We start from the raw sequence: 14,917 nt of genomic DNA, 5'->3' as shown, positions 1-14,917 counted from the left end.
CGGGCGGCTACTTCCCGAGCACCCGGTGGGCGATCGCGATCCGCTGCAGCGAGGTCGGGTGGGAGCCGAACCACCACTGCGAGAACGCCGGTGGGGTGGGGTCGGTGAGCGAGCGCACGTCGAGCTGACGCTGCACGTCGACGAACGCGTCGAGGTCCCGCGTGGTCACCAGCGACGCGACGTCGGCCCGGGTCTCGATCTGCCGGCTGAGGACGTTCTCGACCGGCGTGGCGAGCGCGCTGCCGAGCACGAACAGCGCCAGCAGGAGGGGTACAGCGGCGGGGTCGGTCAGGCCGTCGTACCGTCGCCCCGCGATGAGTCCGAGCAGGCCCACAGCCACGAGCGCGCCGGCGGCCCCGAGGCCCGTGCCGATGGCGACGTCGTTGTGCTTGGCGTGGCCGAGCTCGTGCGCGACGACGGAAAGGACCTCCCGCCGCGAGGTGCTGTCGAGCAGCGTGTCGTAGAGCACGACCCGGCGGGTGCTGCCGAAGCCGGTGACGTAGGCGTTGAGCGTCGTCGTCCGGCGCGAGGCGTCCGCGACGAGGACGTCGTCCACGTGGACACCCTCCTTCTGGGCGAGCGCCATCACCTGCGTGCGCAGCGGCCCGTCGGGCAGCGACGTGAAGTGGTTGAACAGCGGCTCGACGAGCACGGGATAGACGAACGAGCCCAGCACGACGAGCACGGCGAGCAGCACACCCGCCACGAGCGGCCAGGAGCGCCGCCAGCGCCGAGTGCAAGCCAGCAGCGCCAGCACGGCGAGCGAGGCGGCGACGACCGAGATCCCGGTCGAGACACCCTGGTCGCGCAGCCACAGCGACCACGGCTGCGAGGAGAGCCCGTAGATCCGCTCCTCCCGCTGGAACGCGATCTCGAGCGGCAGCGTGAAGAGCCGCCCCACCACGACCACGACCAGCACCGCGAGGACGGCACGCACCGGCCACGGGCCCGGCAGCCGCGAGGTCACCCACCGGCCGACCCGGGTGAAGCCCAGCACGCAGGCCACGACCACCGAGACCACGAGCGCGCTGCGGCCGATCCAGCGCGCGACGTGGGAGTACGCCGTGGCCCGGTCGATCTGCGCCTGGGTGAAGACCGAGTCGGCGGCCGGGAGCCGGAGCGGGCCGCCGGGATAGGGATGCCACGGGATGAGGAGCCAGGCGACCACGACGAACGCCACCGCCCCGACCGTCAGGACCAGCCAGGAGAGTCGCGTCACGCCGCCCAGTGTGACAAATGCTCCTGCCAGGCCTTCGTGAACTCCCCCACCGACAGGCCGGTGACCGACCGGAGGGCCCGGGCCAGCGGCGCGCCGGCCTCGACCCGGTCGTAGACCTCGACCAGGCCGTCCTCGCCGCCGACCTCCGCGAGCACGCGGCAGGCGAGCCACGCGGCTTCGTACTCCTCACCGAAGGTGTCGGCCTGGGAGTCGAAGTCCGCCTCCCCCGGCAGGTGGCTGGGCGGCCCGTTCTTGCGCACGTCCTTGAGGATCTGGCCGGCCGTGGTGCGCAGCGGCAGGTCGACGTCGCGCAGCGCGACGTAGTCGGCGAAGCCCTCCTTCAACCAGATCGGCAGGTCGGTGTCGGTCGCGGCGTTCGTCGCCTGGTGGGTCGCCTCGTGGCTGATGACGACCTGGGCACCTTGACTGTCGGGCGCGCCGATGGTGTCGGGGTTGACGAAGACGTGCACCGGCGCCGACGGGCTCCCGGAGCCGTCGACGGTGGCCGTCACCGCGGCGACCTCGCGATAGCTGCCCTGCGTCGCGCCGAGCGCGGCCTCCAGGCCGGCCTCGTCGGCCGCCACCTCGAGCACGAGGTGGGGCTTCGGCCACGGCAGGACCCGACGGACGGTCGTGACGGCCGTGCGCGCCAGCGCGGCGTACTGCTCCGCCTCCTTGGCGTCGCCGCGGACGAGCACCAGCGTCCCCGGCGTACGACGCACTTCGACCGCCCCGGAGAGCCAGACGGGCGTCTTCTCGTCATCGTCGGAGCCCGCCTCCCCGCCGAAGCCGGCGATGCGGAGCGTGTGGCCGCTCGCCGGAGCGAAGCGGGTCAACACCTCCTCGGTCACCGACCGGGCGTCGAAGCCGGCGAAGCGCCAGGTGTATTCGACATCGGCGCTCCAGGAGCCGTCGGCGGCGACCGTGCCGCTCTGGGCGACGAAGCGGGCCGAGAAGTCGGTCACCCGCACGGCGGCGGCGTTGCGCAGCACGACCGCCTCCGCGCTCCTGCCGGGGACCGTCCGGCGCGCGTGGACATCGGCCACGAACGCGCTCAGGGCGCTGCTGGCGGCCCCGGGGTCGGCCTGGGGCGCAGCGGAGGGGGACGGTCGCGGGGCGACGTACTCCCCCGAGCCGTGCAGCTGCCAGACCAGCACGCCCGCGACGACGAGGGCCAGGAACGACGCGAGGCCGGCCACCCACCAGCGTGGGCGACCGGCCTTGAGGCGTCTCTGCTCGGCCAGCGGAGCGGCTCAGCCGTGGAGCGGCCGGCTCAGCCGGGCCGGACGGCGCCGACGTACGGCATCGTGTGCAGGCCGGTCACCTTGACGCCCACCGAGGGGTTCTCGGCGTTCACGATGAGGCCGTTGCCGATGTACATGCCGACGTGGCTGATCGGGCTGTAGTAGAAGACCAGGTCGCCGGGGCGCAGGTCGGACTCCGCGATGTGGGGTCCCATGCCGTACTGAGCCGACGACGAGTGCGGCAGCGCGACGCCGGCCTGGGCCCACGCCATCATGGTGAGGCCGGAGCAGTCGAACGCGCTCGGGCCGGCGGCGCCGTAGACGTAGGCCTTGCCGACCTGCGCCATCGCGTAGTGGACCGCCGCGGCGGCGCGGCCGCTGACCGGGACGTTGGAGGTGGGCAGGCGGGTGGAGTCGCGGGAGAGGACCTCCTGGCGCTCCTTCTCCTGCAGCGAGGCAAGGAGCTCCTTGGCGTCGGACAGCTTGCGCTGGATCTCCGCCTTGTCGCTCTTGAGCTGCGCCTCGGTCTTGGCGACCTGGTCGGCGCGGCTCTGCGTCGCCTTGCGGCGGATGTCGAGCGCGCTGACCTGGGTGTGGTAGCGCTCCAGGAGGTCGCCCTGGACGCTGTTGACCGCCGAGACGGTCGTCATCCCGGCGAGGAAGTCCTTGGGGTCCGAGGAGAACGCGGCCTGGCCGACGGCCGAGATGCCGGAACCCTCGAACTGGTCCAGCAGCGAGTCACGGAGCTGCTCGCGGACGCCGCTGAGCGCCGTCGTCTGGCGGTTCTGGTCCGCCTTGAGGTCCGTGAGCTCCGAGCGCAGCGCCTTGAGGCGCAGGCGGGCGTCGTTGTAGTGCTCCGAGGCCTGCTCAGCCTGCTCGTAGAGGGTGTCCACGCGCTGCTGGACGTCCTTGACCGAGGGCTTCGCTTCGGCAGTGGTGCCGGTGGGGATGATCCCGGCGATCCCCACGACGGCGGCCACCGCAAGACCTGCGGCGAGTCGCTTCCGACCGTTCAACACGAGCGGGCGGTCTCCCTTGCTTGTCGTACGCCTACCGGGTCAGCTGACGGGTTCGGGCACGACAGGCCCTACCCCTGCTCCACGGCTCGCCTGAGGCAGGCCGCCTTGCAGGGGATGCACCCCAGATGGCACCGCGAGCGGCGCCGGTGGGTCCCCGGCTCCCGACCCACCCCGATGCGGGTCGAGACTCGACGCGGCGCTCGCGCGGACCGGTTGGCCCACTTCCACGAGCACCAAGTGCCCTGACAGTAGCCGAGCGTCCGGGGCGCTTGCCAATCCCCCCGAGAGATTTTGTGGAGAACCTGTGGTGACGCCGCGAACGGACCGTGTCTTCGTGTCCGACGTCACGGCCGCGGTCATCCGAAGGCGAGCCCCTCGTCGTCGTGCGGGTCGCTCTCGAACCGCGGCGGGTCGACAGGCTCCACGAGCCGCAGCGGCGGCACGAGGCCACCCTCGGCCAGGACGTCGAGCGCGCGGCGCTCCTCGTCGTCGAAGGTCAGCTCGGGCGGCGGGCCGAGGAGGACGGTCACCACGCAGTCGTGGCAGGCCAGCCCGCGCACCGCGCAGGTGTCACAGTCGATTCTCGTCGTCATGTCGGTGACGCTCCCAGGCGCCACCGACAGTTTTCACCGGCGTGTCGCGCACCGGCGTGTCGGATCGCTAGCCCAGCAGCCCCGCGAGCGCGGAGACGGCGACGGGGCGCGCCCCGTCGCGGCGTACGTCCCGGACGACCTCCTGGTCGTCGGTGACCACCAGGACGACCCGCCCGACCGGCTCGGCGGCGACCAGGTCGCGGATGACGTCATCGGCGATGATCCCGAGCGGGCTGAAGACGACCTTGACGCCGCGCGGTGCGGCGACGGCCGGACGGTGCTCCGAGGCGGCGGCGTCGAAGACCACCGTCGTCTCGGCGCCGGTGCGGGCGACGACCGGCGCGAGCGCCTGCAGGAGGCGGATCCGCTGCGCCTCGAGGGACGAACTCGGCCACAGGCTCTTGCTGACGTTGTAGCCGTCGACGATCAGCCGCACCCGCGGCATGGCGAGGTACTGCTCCAGGTGAGGGCCGCCCGTTACCACGACGGTGGCGGCACCGGACGCGGTCAGTCCGGTGAGCTCCGCCTCGACCCGGTCCCCCGGCGCGCCGTTGACGGGTGGGAGCGCGAGCTCGCGGCGCAGCCCCGAGGCGGCGTCGAGCAGGGTGTCGAGCAGGAAGCGGGCGCGCAGGCCGGCGTCGTCCCGCTCCTGGCGTACGGCGCGGCGCTGCGCGCCGAGCTCCGACTCGAGCCGCTCGACCTGCTGTCGCAACTGGCGCACCGTCCGGTCCCGCTCGGCGACCTGCTCCTCGGCGCGCGACCGCGCCTCCTGCGCCTCCGCGAGCGCCTCCTCCCTCCCCGTTCCCGCCTCGCGGGCGCGGCTGCGCGCCTCGCCGAGCTTGCGCCGCAGCGTGGCGTTCTCCGCCTTGAGCTCGTCGAGCCGCGCCCGGCGGTCGGCGCGCGTGTCCCGCAGCTCCTCCTCGAGGGAGGCCACCCGCGCACGCAGACGCGCCTCCTCCTCGCCGGCGGCAGGGCCGGCGGCACCGGCGATCCGGGCGAGCGCCTCGACCAGGACCTGGGTCCAGCCCTCCGGACGCACCAGCCAGGCGCGCGCGGCCACCTCGACCGGGTCGGCGCCGTCCAGGTCGCCGGCGGGCTCGGCCAGGTGGTGCGCGATCCGCTCGCGGAGCTCGTCACCGGTCTCGTCGCCGAGCGCGGCGACGATCATGGTCGCGCCCGCCTTCGCGCGGCGCGCCGGGGCGAACGACGCCACCCGCGCCAGCGCGGGCGGAAGCCGGACGACCTCGGGGAGAGCCGCCGCGACGAGGCTGACGACCTTGCCGCGGACGGCGTCCGGGAGGGCGCTCAGCGCAGGCGTCGTCGGGGCCGTCATGCGGTGAAGGATAGGCGGGCGGCGTACTTCGCCCTCCGCGATTCCTCCCGGGAACTGTCGGTCCTCGCCCCTAACGTCATCGCCATGAGCAGCACATTGGTCCGGGCGGCCCGCGAGGAGCTGCGGCGCAAGGCCCTCGAGCGGCGGGTCTCGCGCTGGGAGACCCAGCGCAGCTTCGACGAGCTCGGCCGGCCACTGCGCGACCTGACCTTCTGCGTCGTCGACCTCGAGACGACCGGCGGCTCGGCCGAGGGCGGCTCGATGATCACCGAGATCGGCGCCGTGAAGGTCCGCGGCGGCGAGATCCTCGGCGAGTTCCAGACCCTGGTCAACCCGGCCACCCGGATCCCGCCGTTCATCGCCGTCCTGACCGGCATCAGCGACGCCATGGTCGCCGACGCCCCGGGGATCGAGTCCGCGCTGCCCGCCTTCCTCGAGTTCGCCCGCGGCTGCGTCCTGGTGGCCCACAACGCGCCGTTCGACGTCGGCTTCCTGCGCTTCTTCGCGGAGAAGCAGGGGCGGCCGTGGCCGGCGTTCGAGGTGGTCGACACCGCCAAGCTGGCCCGCCGGGTGATCACGCGCGACGACGCGCCCAACTGCAAGCTCAGCTCGCTCGCGGTCGCCTTCGGCGCGACCACGACGCCCAACCATCGCGCCCTCTCCGACGCCCGCGCCACCGTCGACGTGCTCCACGGGCTGATGGAGCGGCTCGGCAACCTCGGCGTCCACACCCTCGAGGAGCTCCAGACCTTCTCCTCCCGGGTCAGCGCCGCGCAGCGCAAGAAGCGCCACCTCGCCGAGACGCTCCCCCACGCGCCGGGGGTCTATCTCTTCCGCGACGACCGCTCCCGGGTGCTCTATGTCGGGACCTCGAAGGACCTCCGCACCCGTGTGCGCTCCTACTTCACCGCCTCCGAGACCCGTTCCCGGATGGGCGAGATGGTCGGCCTGGCGACGACCGTGACCGGGATCGAGTGCGCCACCGCCCTGGAGGCCTCCGTCCGCGAGCTGCGGCTCATCGCCGAGCACAAGCCGCGCTACAACCGCCGCTCCCGCTTCCCGGAGAAGGTCCACTTCGTCAAGCTGACCCGCGAGCCCTGGCCCCGGCTCTCGCTGGTCAAGCGGGTCCTCGACGACGACGCCGACTACCTCGGTCCGTTCAGCTCCAAGAAGGTCGCGGAGAAGGCGCTGCAGGCCCTCCACGACACCTTCCCGATCCGGCAGTGCTCCGAGCGGCTCGGCCGCACGCCGACGAAGTCACCCTGCGTGCTCGCCGAGATGGGCCGCTGCCTGAGCCCCTGCGACGGCAGCGTCGACGAGACGACCTATGCCGCGCTGGTCGCCCAGCTCCGCGACACGCTGCGCCAGCGGCCCGACGAGGTCGTCGACGCGATCAACCGCCGGATGACCGCGCTCGCCGAGGAGGAGCGCTTCGAGGAGGCCGGCGTCCACCGCGACCGGCTCGCGGCCTTCGTCCGTGCCGCGGCGCGCACCCAGCGGCTGTCCGCCCTCACCCGCTGCCCGGAGGTGGTCGCCGCCCGTCGGGAGGACGATGGCCGCTGGGCGGTGCATGTGGTCCGGCGCGGACGCCTGGCGGCCGCCGGCGTGATCCCCGCCGGCGCCGACGCCCATGACTACGTCGCCTCGCTGCGCGCGTCCGCCGAGACCGTCCCCGCCGCACCCGGCCCCGTCCCGGCCGCGAGCGCCGAGGAGACCGAGCTGGTGTTGCGCTGGCTGGAGTCGCCCGGGATCCGCCTGGTCGACGTCGACGGCGAGTGGACCTGCCCGATCGGCGGCGCCAGCCGACACCTCGCCCTGCACGACGCGGTCAACGAGTCCCGCAAGACGCTGGTGCCCTTCGACGAGCGACGCACGCTCCCGACCGTCCACCAACCCGCGCGCTGACCGTTACGCTGCCCTGGTGATCACTGCCATCGTGTTCGTGAAGGCCGACGTCGCCCGGATCCCGGAGGTGGCGGAGACGCTCGCCGGTCTCGACGGCGTCAGCGAGGTCTACTCCGTCACCGGCCAGATCGACCTCATCGCCATCGTGCGGGTCCGCACCCACGACGACGTCGCGACCGTCGTCGCCGACCGGGTCAACAAGGTCCCCGGCATCCAGTCCACGGAGACCCACATCGCCTTCCGCACCTACTCCCAGCACGACCTGGAGTCGGCGTTCAGCCTCGGCCTGGACTGACGTCCCCGCCGAGAAGTCACCCGTTCCCGCCGAGAAGTCAGCGCGACGACGCCTCGACCCACCGCTCGAGCAGCCGCTGCGCCGAGCCGGAGTCGATGGCCTCGGCTGCCCGGGCGATGCCCGCGCCAAGCCGCTCATCGAGGGTGCCGTCGCCGGCGTCGTAGACCGCGAGCGCGGCGCCCGCGTTGAGGAGCACGGCGTCGCGCACCGGCCCACGCTCGCCGGCCAGCAGGCGTCGTACGACCTCGGCGTTGTGGGCGGCGTCGCCGCCGCGCAGGTCCTCGGTAGTGGCCCGGGCGAGACCGTGGTCGAGCGGCTCGAGGGTGTGCTCGGTGATCTCCCCGGCACGCACGGCCCAGAGCCGCGAGGTGGTGGTCGTGGTCAGCTCGTCCAGACCGTCGTCGCCTCGGAAGACCCACGCGTCCACCCCGCGTGCGGCGTAGACGCCCGCCATGACCGACGCCATCCTCGCGTCGGCGCAGCCGATCGCGTTGGCGGCGGGACGGGCCGGGTTGGTGAGCGGCCCGAGGAAGTTGAAGGTCGTGCCGATGCCGAGCTCGCGGCGCGGGACCGCGGCATACCTCATCGCCGGGTGGAAGCCGGCCGAGAACAGGAACGTGATCCCGGCCTCCTCCGCCATCGCCGCGACCCGCTCGACCGGCAGGTCGAGTCGGATGCCGAGCGCCTCGAGGACGTCGGCGGAGCCCGACTTCGAGGAGGCGGAACGGTTGCCGTGCTTCACGACCTTCGCGCCCGCACCCGCAGCGACGATCGCCGACATGGTGGAGATGTTGACCGAGAACGACCGGTCGCCGCCGGTGCCGACGATGTCGAGCAGGCGACCGGGCACCAAGATCGGGTTGGCCTTGGCGAGCATGCCGTCGGCGAGGCCGACCATCTCCTCGACGGTCTCGCCCTTCGCGCGCAGCGCCACGGCGAACCCGGCGATCTGTGACGGCGTGGCGTCCCCGGAGAGGATCTCGCCCATCGCCCACGCGGTCGCCTCGGCGGTCAGATCCTCCCCCGCCACCAGGGTGGTGAGGACCTCGGCCCAGGCGCTCACGCGGTGGCGTGGGCGGGCCGGAGCAGACCGACGACGGTCCGCGCGAGCTCGACCGGGTCGAGCGGGTGCGACACCGACGCCTCCGCGCGCGACCAGGTCGCCAGCCAGCCGTCTTGCGGCCGGCCGGTGAGCACCACGATCGGCGGGCAGTGCCGCAGCTCGTCCTTGAGCTGCTTCGCGATGCCCATGCCACCGGCCGGGACGGCCTCGCCGTCGAGGACGGCGAGATCGATGTGACCCGCGTCCATCTGCGCGACGACGACCGGCTCGGTCGCGACCTCGACGTACTCCACCTCGGGAAGGTCGGGGTGCGGACGCCGGCCGAGCGCGAGGATCACCTGTTTGCGGACGTCGACGTCATCGCTGTAGACGAGCACCTTGAGCGGCTTCGTAGGGTCGGTCACGGCCGCGACTCTACCGTCGTACGCGCGCTCATGGCAGGCGCCTCTCACCGCCGTCCTCGCGCGCGAAACCGGTCGTTGTGACATCAACGACGACCAACGTCAGGGGGTCGGGGTGCCGTCCCGGAACGGTCACGACATAATGGCGCCCGTGGCGACAGTTTCGACGATTCCGGCATCCCGGCTGCACGGCCATCACGACCGCCCGAGCATGGTGAGCGTGGGGACGATCATCTGGCTCTCGAGCGAGCTGATGTTCTTCGCAGCCCTCTTCGCGGCGTACTACACGATCCGCTCGGTCAGCCCCGGCGTGTGGGAGGCGGACCCGTCCCATCTCAACGTGCCGTTCGCGTCGGTCAACACCACGATCCTGGTGCTGTCGTCGCTGACCTGCCAGCTCGGCGTCTTCGCCGCCGAGCGCGGCCAGGTCGGGCGCAAGGGCTCGGTCCTCAACGTGGCCCAGTGGGGTCTGCGTGAGTGGTTCATCCTCACCTACGTCATGGGCGCGGTCTTCATCGCCGGCCAGGCCACGGAGTACGCCTCCCTGATCCAGGAGGGCATCAAGCTCAACTCCGGCGTCCTCGGTGCGAACGACCCCTACGGCACCGTCTTCTACCTCACCACCGGCTTCCACGGCCTCCACGTCACCGGCGGGCTGATCGCCTTCCTGTTCGTGCTCGGCCGGACCTACGTCGCCCGGAAGTTCACCCACGAGCAGGCCGTCAGCGCGATCGTCGTGTCCTACTACTGGCACTTCGTCGACGTCGTGTGGATCGGCCTCTTCGCCACGATCTACCTGATCAAGTGATTTCCCGACCGTCGAAGAACAAGGACTGAATGTGCGTTTCCTGAACCGCTCCGTCGGTCGTCTCTCGCGGCATCGTCGCCGCCCCTTCGCCGGTGTCGTGCTGCTGCTCGTCGCGCTCGCACTCACCGGCGGCCTGTACGCCGTCTTCTCCCCCGCCTCCTCCGCCCAGTCCGACCAGACGCAGGCGGAGAAGGTCGCGAAGGGGCGCGCGCTGTTCCTCGTGAGCTGCTCGACCTGCCACGGTCAGAACGGCGAGGGCCTCAAGGCGCAGGACGGCAAGCTGCTCGGCCCGTCGCTGATCGGCGTCGGCGCGGCGGCGGTCGACTTCCAGGTCGGCACCGGCCGTATGCCGATGGCCCAGCCGGGCGCCCAGGTGCAGAAGAAGCGCCCGACGTTCGAGCAGGACGACATCGACGCCCTCGCGGCGTACGTCGCCAGCCTCGGCGCGGGCCCGGCCGTGCCGGAGAAGAACCAGTACGACCCGAGCACCTACAGCAGCGACAAGGCGAAGGAGGAGGCCGTCACGCTCGGCGGCCAGATCTTCCTCACCAACTGCACCGCCTGCCACAACTTCACCGGTGAGGGCGGCGCGATGCCGCGCGGCGGCTACGCGCCCAAGCTGCTCGACACCGACCCGAAGTACATCTACGAGGCCATGCTGACCGGCCCGCAGTCGATGGACACCTTCTCCGACGGCAACATCAGCCCGCAGGAGAAGAAGGCGGTCATCGCCTACGTCGAGTCCATGAAGAAGCAGCCCGGGTACGGCGGCTTCAGCCTCGGCGGGCTCGGTCCGGTGTCCGAGGGCCTCTTCGCGTGGGTCGTCGGGCTCGGCGTCCTCGTCGGCTTCGCCGTCTGGATCGCCGCCCACACCACGCGTTCGACGAAGAAGAAGAAGGGACTGGAGGCGTGACCGAGGTTCACGACGGCTCCCACGAGATCGAGGCGCACACCGACGCGTTGCTGCCCGACCCCGGTCTCCCGGAGCATCACTGGCGTCCGACGGACGTCGACCCCCGGGCGGAGAAGCGGGCTGAGCGCCAGGTCGCCACGTTCTTCGGCCTCTCGGCGGTCTTCACCGTCCTGTTCGTCGTCTTCTACATCACGCTCAAGACCGGCGTCGACGGCCCGACGTTCCTCGGCTGGGGCGCGTCCAACCTTGCGCTCGGCGGCACTCTCGGCGGCGCCCTGCTCTTCATCGGCATCGGCGTCATCCAGTGGGCCCGCAAGCTCATGGCCGACGTCGAGATGGTCGAGCTCCGTCACCCGGCCTCCTCCTCGGGCGAGGACCGCTCGATGACGGTCGCGGCGCTCCAGGCCGGTCTCGAGGAGTCCGGCATCGGCCGCCGCCCGCTGATCCGCAACACCCTGATCGGCTCGGTCGCGCTCCTGGGTGTGCCCGCCGTCGTCCTGCTCAAGGACCTCGGCCCCACCAACAAGGACGTCACCGCGGCCGCCGACTACCCCGGCGCGGGTCTCGAGCACACCGTCTGGCGCAGCCAGATGCGCGTCGTCCGCGACGTCATCGGCACGCCGATCCGTCCGGGCGACCTGGAGATCGGTGACCTGGTCAACGCCGAGCCGGAGATCATCTTCGGCAAGGACAAGGGCATGCCCGTCGCCGAGGACGACGTCCTCGAGGGCGCCCCGCTGCAGGTCGCCAAGTCGAAGGCCGCCACCGTGCTGCTGCGCATGGACCCCGACGACATCGTCAGCGACGTGACCCGCAACTGGTCCGTCCAGGGCATCGTCGCCTACTCCAAGATCTGCACCCACGTCGGCTGCCCGATCTCGCTCAACGAGCGGACCACCCACCACCTGCTCTGCCCCTGCCACCAGTCGACCTTCGACCTGGCGGACGGCGGCAAGGTGATCTTCGGTCCGGCCGGTCGCCACCTCCCCCAGCTTCCGCTGGGCGTCGACGATGAGGGTTTCCTCATCGCTCTCGGCGACTACCCTGAGCCTGTGGGCCCCAGCTACTGGGAGCGCAACACCCACTCGCTCCAGGACGTCTACGACAACTACACCAAGACCAGCGGTGAGGAGACGGGTCAGTGAGCGTCGACACCTCGAAGGTCGCCTCCAGCAACGGAGGCAACGCCGCCACCGCGTCGAAGCCGACACGTCTCGGCGCGCTGGCCACCTGGTCGGACGAGCGCCTCGGCCTCGCGGCCATGGGCAAGAAGAACCTGCGCAAGATCTTCCCGGACCACTGGTCCTTCATGCTCGGTGAGATCGCCCTGTGGAGCTTCGTCGTCCTGCTGCTCTCGGGCATCTTCCTGACGCTGTGGTTCAAGCCCTCGATGTCCGAGCTGAGCTACCAGGGTCCCTACGCGCCGCTGCGTGGCGTGGAGATGTCGGAGGCCTACTCCTCCGCGCTCCACCTCTCGTTCGAGGTGCGTGGCGGTCTGCTCATGCGGCAGATGCACCACTGGTCCGCGATGCTCTTCATCTCGGCGATGATGATCCACCTGCTCCGCGTGTTCTTCACCGGTGCTCACCGCAAGCCGCGCGAGCTCAACTGGGTGATCGGCTCGCTCCTGCTGCTCCTCGGCACCCTCGAGGGCTTCACGGGCTACTCGCTCCCCGACGACCTGCTCTCCGGCACCGGTGTCCGGGCCGCGGACGGCTTCATGAAGTCGATCCCGATCGTCGGCACCTACATCTCGTTCTTCCTCTTCGGAGGCGAGTTCCCCGGTGACTCGATCATCCCGCGTCTCTACACCATCCACGTCCTGCTCATCCCGGGCCTGCTGCTCGCGCTGATCGCAGCCCACATGCTGCTGCTCGTCTACCACAAGCACACGCAGTGGCCTGGTCCCGGCCGTGCGGAGAACAATGTCGTCGGCTTCCCGATGCTTCCGGTCTACGCCGCCAAGGCGGGCGGGTTCTTCTTCATCACCTTCGGCGTCACGGCGCTCATGGGTGGCCTGCTGTCGATCAACGCCGTGTGGAAGTACGGTCCCTACGACCCGACCAAGGTGACCGCCGGCTCGCAGCCTGACTGGTACATGGGCTGGCCCGACGGCGCGCTCCGCATCATGCCGGGCTGGGAGTCCCACTTCTGGGGCTCGACCTGGTCGTGGAACATCTTCCTGCCGGTCATCGTGCTGCCCGGTCTGCTCTTCACCGTGCTCCTCCTGCTTCCCTTCCTGGAGAGCTGGATCACCGGTGACAAGCGTGAGCATCACCTGCTCCAGCGTCCGCGGAACGCGCCGACCCGCACGGCCACGATGGTCGCCCTGATGACCCTCTACTCCATGTTCTGGCTGGCCGGCGGCAACGACCTGATCGCGATCAAGCTCCACTCCTCGATCAACAACATCACCTACGCGCTGCGCGCTCTCGTGTTCGTCGCGCCGGTGATCGCGTTCTACGTCACCCGCCGCTGGTGCATCTCGCTCCAGCGTCACGACAACGAGACGCTGCTCCACGGCTACGAGACCGGCATCATCATGCGGTCGGCCGAGGGCGCATACTCCGAGAAGCACCTGCCGATCGACGAGGCTCGCGCCTTCGCCATGACGGTCCGCGACCGCGGCCCGGCCGGCGAGGACGACGAGCTCAAGGCGAACGGCAAGCCCACGCTTCGCTCGCGGATCCGCACGCTCTACTACGAGGACGACGTGCAGAAGCCGACCACGGAGGAGCTCGAGGAGGCCCACGCCCACGCCGAGCACGACGCCCACGCGGTCGCGACCCTCGAGGGTCACCCGGCCGACGGCCACCAGTTCGACGGCCACCGCCTCACCGAGGACGAGCCGCTCCGCGGCGACCACTGATCCTCACCGCACCATCACCCAGATCGAGTCGGCGTCCATGGACGCCGGCTCGATCTGTCTTCTCGGGCGAGTCTGCCTCCATGGAGCTGACTCGGCCGACTGACTTTGCACCGGGAATCCCCAGGGCGCAGATCTTGTTGACTGCTCAACCATGATGGGAGCAGGAATGACAGACACCACGGTGAAGCTCGGGCTCGACACGTTCGGCGACGTGACCCACGACGCGAACGGCGAGCCGCTCCCCTACCCCGAGGTGCTGCGCAACGTCGTCGCCGAGGGGATCCTGGCCGACCATGTCGGCATCGACGCCTTCAGCGTGGGCGAGCACCATCGCCCCGACTTCGCCATCAGCGCGCCCGACGTCGTGCTGGCCGCGCTCGCGGGGCAGACCGAGCGCATCACCCTCGGGACCGCCGTCACGGTGCTGAGCTCCGACGACGCGGTCCGCGTCTACGAGCGCTTCGCCACCCTGGATGCGCTCAGCAACGGCCGCGCCGAGGTCACGCTGGGCCGCGGGTCCTTCACGGAGAGCTTCCCGCTCTTCGGCTTCGACCTCGCCGACTATGAGGTCCTCTTCAGCGAGAAGCTGGACCTCTTCGCGCGGCTCCGCGACGAGAAGCACGTCACCTGGGAGGGCACCGTCCGCGGCCCGCTCGACGCGGAGATCTTCCCGAAGACGGACCGGGGGACGCTCCCTGCCTGGATCGGCGTCGGAGGGTCACCCGAGTCCGTCGTACGCGCGGCGCGCTATCGCTTCCCGATGATGCTCGCCATCATCGGCGGGGCTCCCGCGCGATTCGCGCCGTACGCCGACCTCTACCGTCGCGCGCTGGACGAGCTCCACCCGGGACAGCCCGCGCTCCCGATCGGTGTCCACTCCCCCGGCTTCGTCTTCGACACCGACGAGGAGGCACGCGAGCTGCTCTTCCCACACTTCAAGGCGAACCGCGACCGGATCGGTCGCGAGCGCGGCTGGCCGCCGAGCTCGATGAACGACATCGCCCGTGAGGCCGACGCCGGGGCGCTCTTCGTGGGGTCGCCGGAGACCGTGGCGCAGAAGATCGCAGCGACGCTCAAGGCGCTCGGGGCGACCCGCTTCGATCTGAAGTACAGCAACGGTCCGCTCGCCCACGAGCACCTCATGCGCTCGATCGAGTTGTACGGCACGCAGGTCGTCCCGCGGGTGCGTGAGCTGCTCGCCGACTGAGACCGACCCGCCCAGGGCGCTCAGACGCGTGGAGGGGCCGCCCCAACC

14 protein-coding genes and 1 riboswitch are annotated in these 14,917 nt (G+C 71.1%); of the genes, 7 read left to right on the top strand and 7 right to left on the bottom strand.

The window, feature by feature from the left end; all coding sequences use genetic code 11:
• Positions 1–7 precede the first annotated feature (7 nt).
• From AB3X52_RS07355 to AB3X52_RS07335, 5 genes are all read right to left on the bottom strand, one after another.
• Positions 8–1,219, bottom strand: coding sequence for a M48 family metallopeptidase (locus tag AB3X52_RS07355; protein WP_367992803.1), 1,212 nt, complete (start codon positions 1,217–1,219; stop codon positions 8–10).
• Complete coding sequence (locus AB3X52_RS07350; protein WP_367992801.1) at positions 1,216–2,418, bottom strand: gluzincin family metallopeptidase; 1,203 nt, start codon at positions 2,416–2,418, stop codon at positions 1,216–1,218. Before AB3X52_RS07350 ends, AB3X52_RS07355 begins: the two co-directional genes overlap by 4 nt.
• 74 nt (positions 2,419–2,492) lie before the next feature.
• On the bottom strand, positions 2,493–3,443 hold the full coding sequence (locus AB3X52_RS07345) for a C40 family peptidase (RefSeq protein WP_367992799.1): 951 nt from the start codon (positions 3,441–3,443) through the stop codon (positions 2,493–2,495).
• 51 nt (positions 3,444–3,494) lie between these two features.
• A riboswitch (cyclic di-AMP (ydaO/yuaA leader) is annotated at positions 3,495–3,674 on the bottom strand.
• Between the two features lie 164 nt (positions 3,675–3,838).
• Positions 3,839–4,075, bottom strand: a complete 237-nt coding sequence (locus AB3X52_RS07340; RefSeq protein ID WP_367992797.1) for a hypothetical protein — start codon at positions 4,073–4,075, stop codon at positions 3,839–3,841.
• Between the two features lie 67 nt (positions 4,076–4,142).
• Complete coding sequence (locus AB3X52_RS07335; RefSeq protein WP_367992795.1) at positions 4,143–5,408, bottom strand: NYN domain-containing protein; 1,266 nt, start codon at positions 5,406–5,408, stop codon at positions 4,143–4,145.
• A gap of 84 nt (positions 5,409–5,492) precedes the next feature.
• Here AB3X52_RS07335 and AB3X52_RS07330 point away from each other — a divergent pair, with 84 nt between their 5' ends.
• Together AB3X52_RS07330 and AB3X52_RS07325 are read left to right on the top strand one after the other, a co-directional pair.
• Positions 5,493–7,313 carry a DEDD exonuclease domain-containing protein gene (locus tag AB3X52_RS07330; protein ID WP_367992793.1) on the top strand — a complete coding sequence of 607 codons (1,821 nt, stop codon included), beginning with the start codon at positions 5,493–5,495 and terminating at the stop codon, positions 7,311–7,313.
• A gap of 16 nt (positions 7,314–7,329) precedes the next feature.
• Entirely contained in the window at positions 7,330–7,608 is a 279-nt protein-coding gene (locus AB3X52_RS07325) for an Lrp/AsnC family transcriptional regulator (RefSeq protein ID WP_367992791.1), read from the top strand.
• Between the two features lie 37 nt (positions 7,609–7,645).
• Here AB3X52_RS07325 and trpD read toward each other — a convergent pair whose 3' ends face one another.
• Both trpD and AB3X52_RS07315 read right to left on the bottom strand, forming a co-directional pair.
• Positions 7,646–8,671, bottom strand: a complete 1,026-nt coding sequence (trpD, locus tag AB3X52_RS07320; RefSeq protein WP_367992789.1) for an anthranilate phosphoribosyltransferase — start codon at positions 8,669–8,671, stop codon at positions 7,646–7,648.
• Complete coding sequence (locus AB3X52_RS07315; protein WP_367992787.1) at positions 8,668–9,075, bottom strand: Rv3143 family two-component system response regulator; 408 nt, start codon at positions 9,073–9,075, stop codon at positions 8,668–8,670. The genes trpD and AB3X52_RS07315 overlap by 4 nt, the downstream gene beginning before the upstream one ends.
• A gap of 139 nt (positions 9,076–9,214) precedes the next feature.
• Between AB3X52_RS07315 and ctaE the strand changes: the two genes are divergently transcribed.
• From ctaE to AB3X52_RS07290, 5 genes are all read left to right on the top strand, one after another.
• Complete coding sequence (ctaE, locus tag AB3X52_RS07310; protein ID WP_367992785.1) at positions 9,215–9,880, top strand: aa3-type cytochrome oxidase subunit III; 666 nt, start codon at positions 9,215–9,217, stop codon at positions 9,878–9,880.
• Positions 9,881–9,911: 31 nt separating this feature from the next.
• Positions 9,912–10,793 carry a cytochrome bc1 complex diheme cytochrome c subunit gene (gene qcrC / locus AB3X52_RS07305; RefSeq protein WP_367992783.1) on the top strand — a complete coding sequence of 294 codons (882 nt, stop codon included), beginning with the start codon at positions 9,912–9,914 and terminating at the stop codon, positions 10,791–10,793.
• Positions 10,790–11,938, top strand: a complete 1,149-nt coding sequence (gene qcrA, locus AB3X52_RS07300; protein WP_367992781.1) for a cytochrome bc1 complex Rieske iron-sulfur subunit — start codon at positions 10,790–10,792, stop codon at positions 11,936–11,938. Before qcrC ends, qcrA begins: the two co-directional genes overlap by 4 nt.
• On the top strand, positions 11,935–13,662 hold the full coding sequence (gene qcrB / locus AB3X52_RS07295; RefSeq protein ID WP_437440540.1) for a cytochrome bc1 complex cytochrome b subunit: 1,728 nt from the start codon (positions 11,935–11,937) through the stop codon (positions 13,660–13,662). The genes qcrA and qcrB overlap by 4 nt, the downstream gene beginning before the upstream one ends.
• Positions 13,663–13,828: 166 nt before the next feature.
• Positions 13,829–14,869 (top strand): LLM class flavin-dependent oxidoreductase, encoded by a 1,041-nt coding sequence (locus AB3X52_RS07290; RefSeq protein WP_367992779.1) that lies wholly within the window; start codon positions 13,829–13,831, stop codon positions 14,867–14,869.
• The last annotated feature ends 48 nt before the right edge of the window (positions 14,870–14,917 follow it).

Origin of the sequence: Nocardioides eburneus, assembly GCF_040838215.1 — a bacterium.
Lineage (GTDB): Bacteria > Actinomycetota > Actinomycetes > Propionibacteriales > Nocardioidaceae > Nocardioides > Nocardioides eburneus.
Note: the sequence above shows the minus strand (reverse complement) of the source record. Positions and strands in the feature narration are given on the sequence as shown.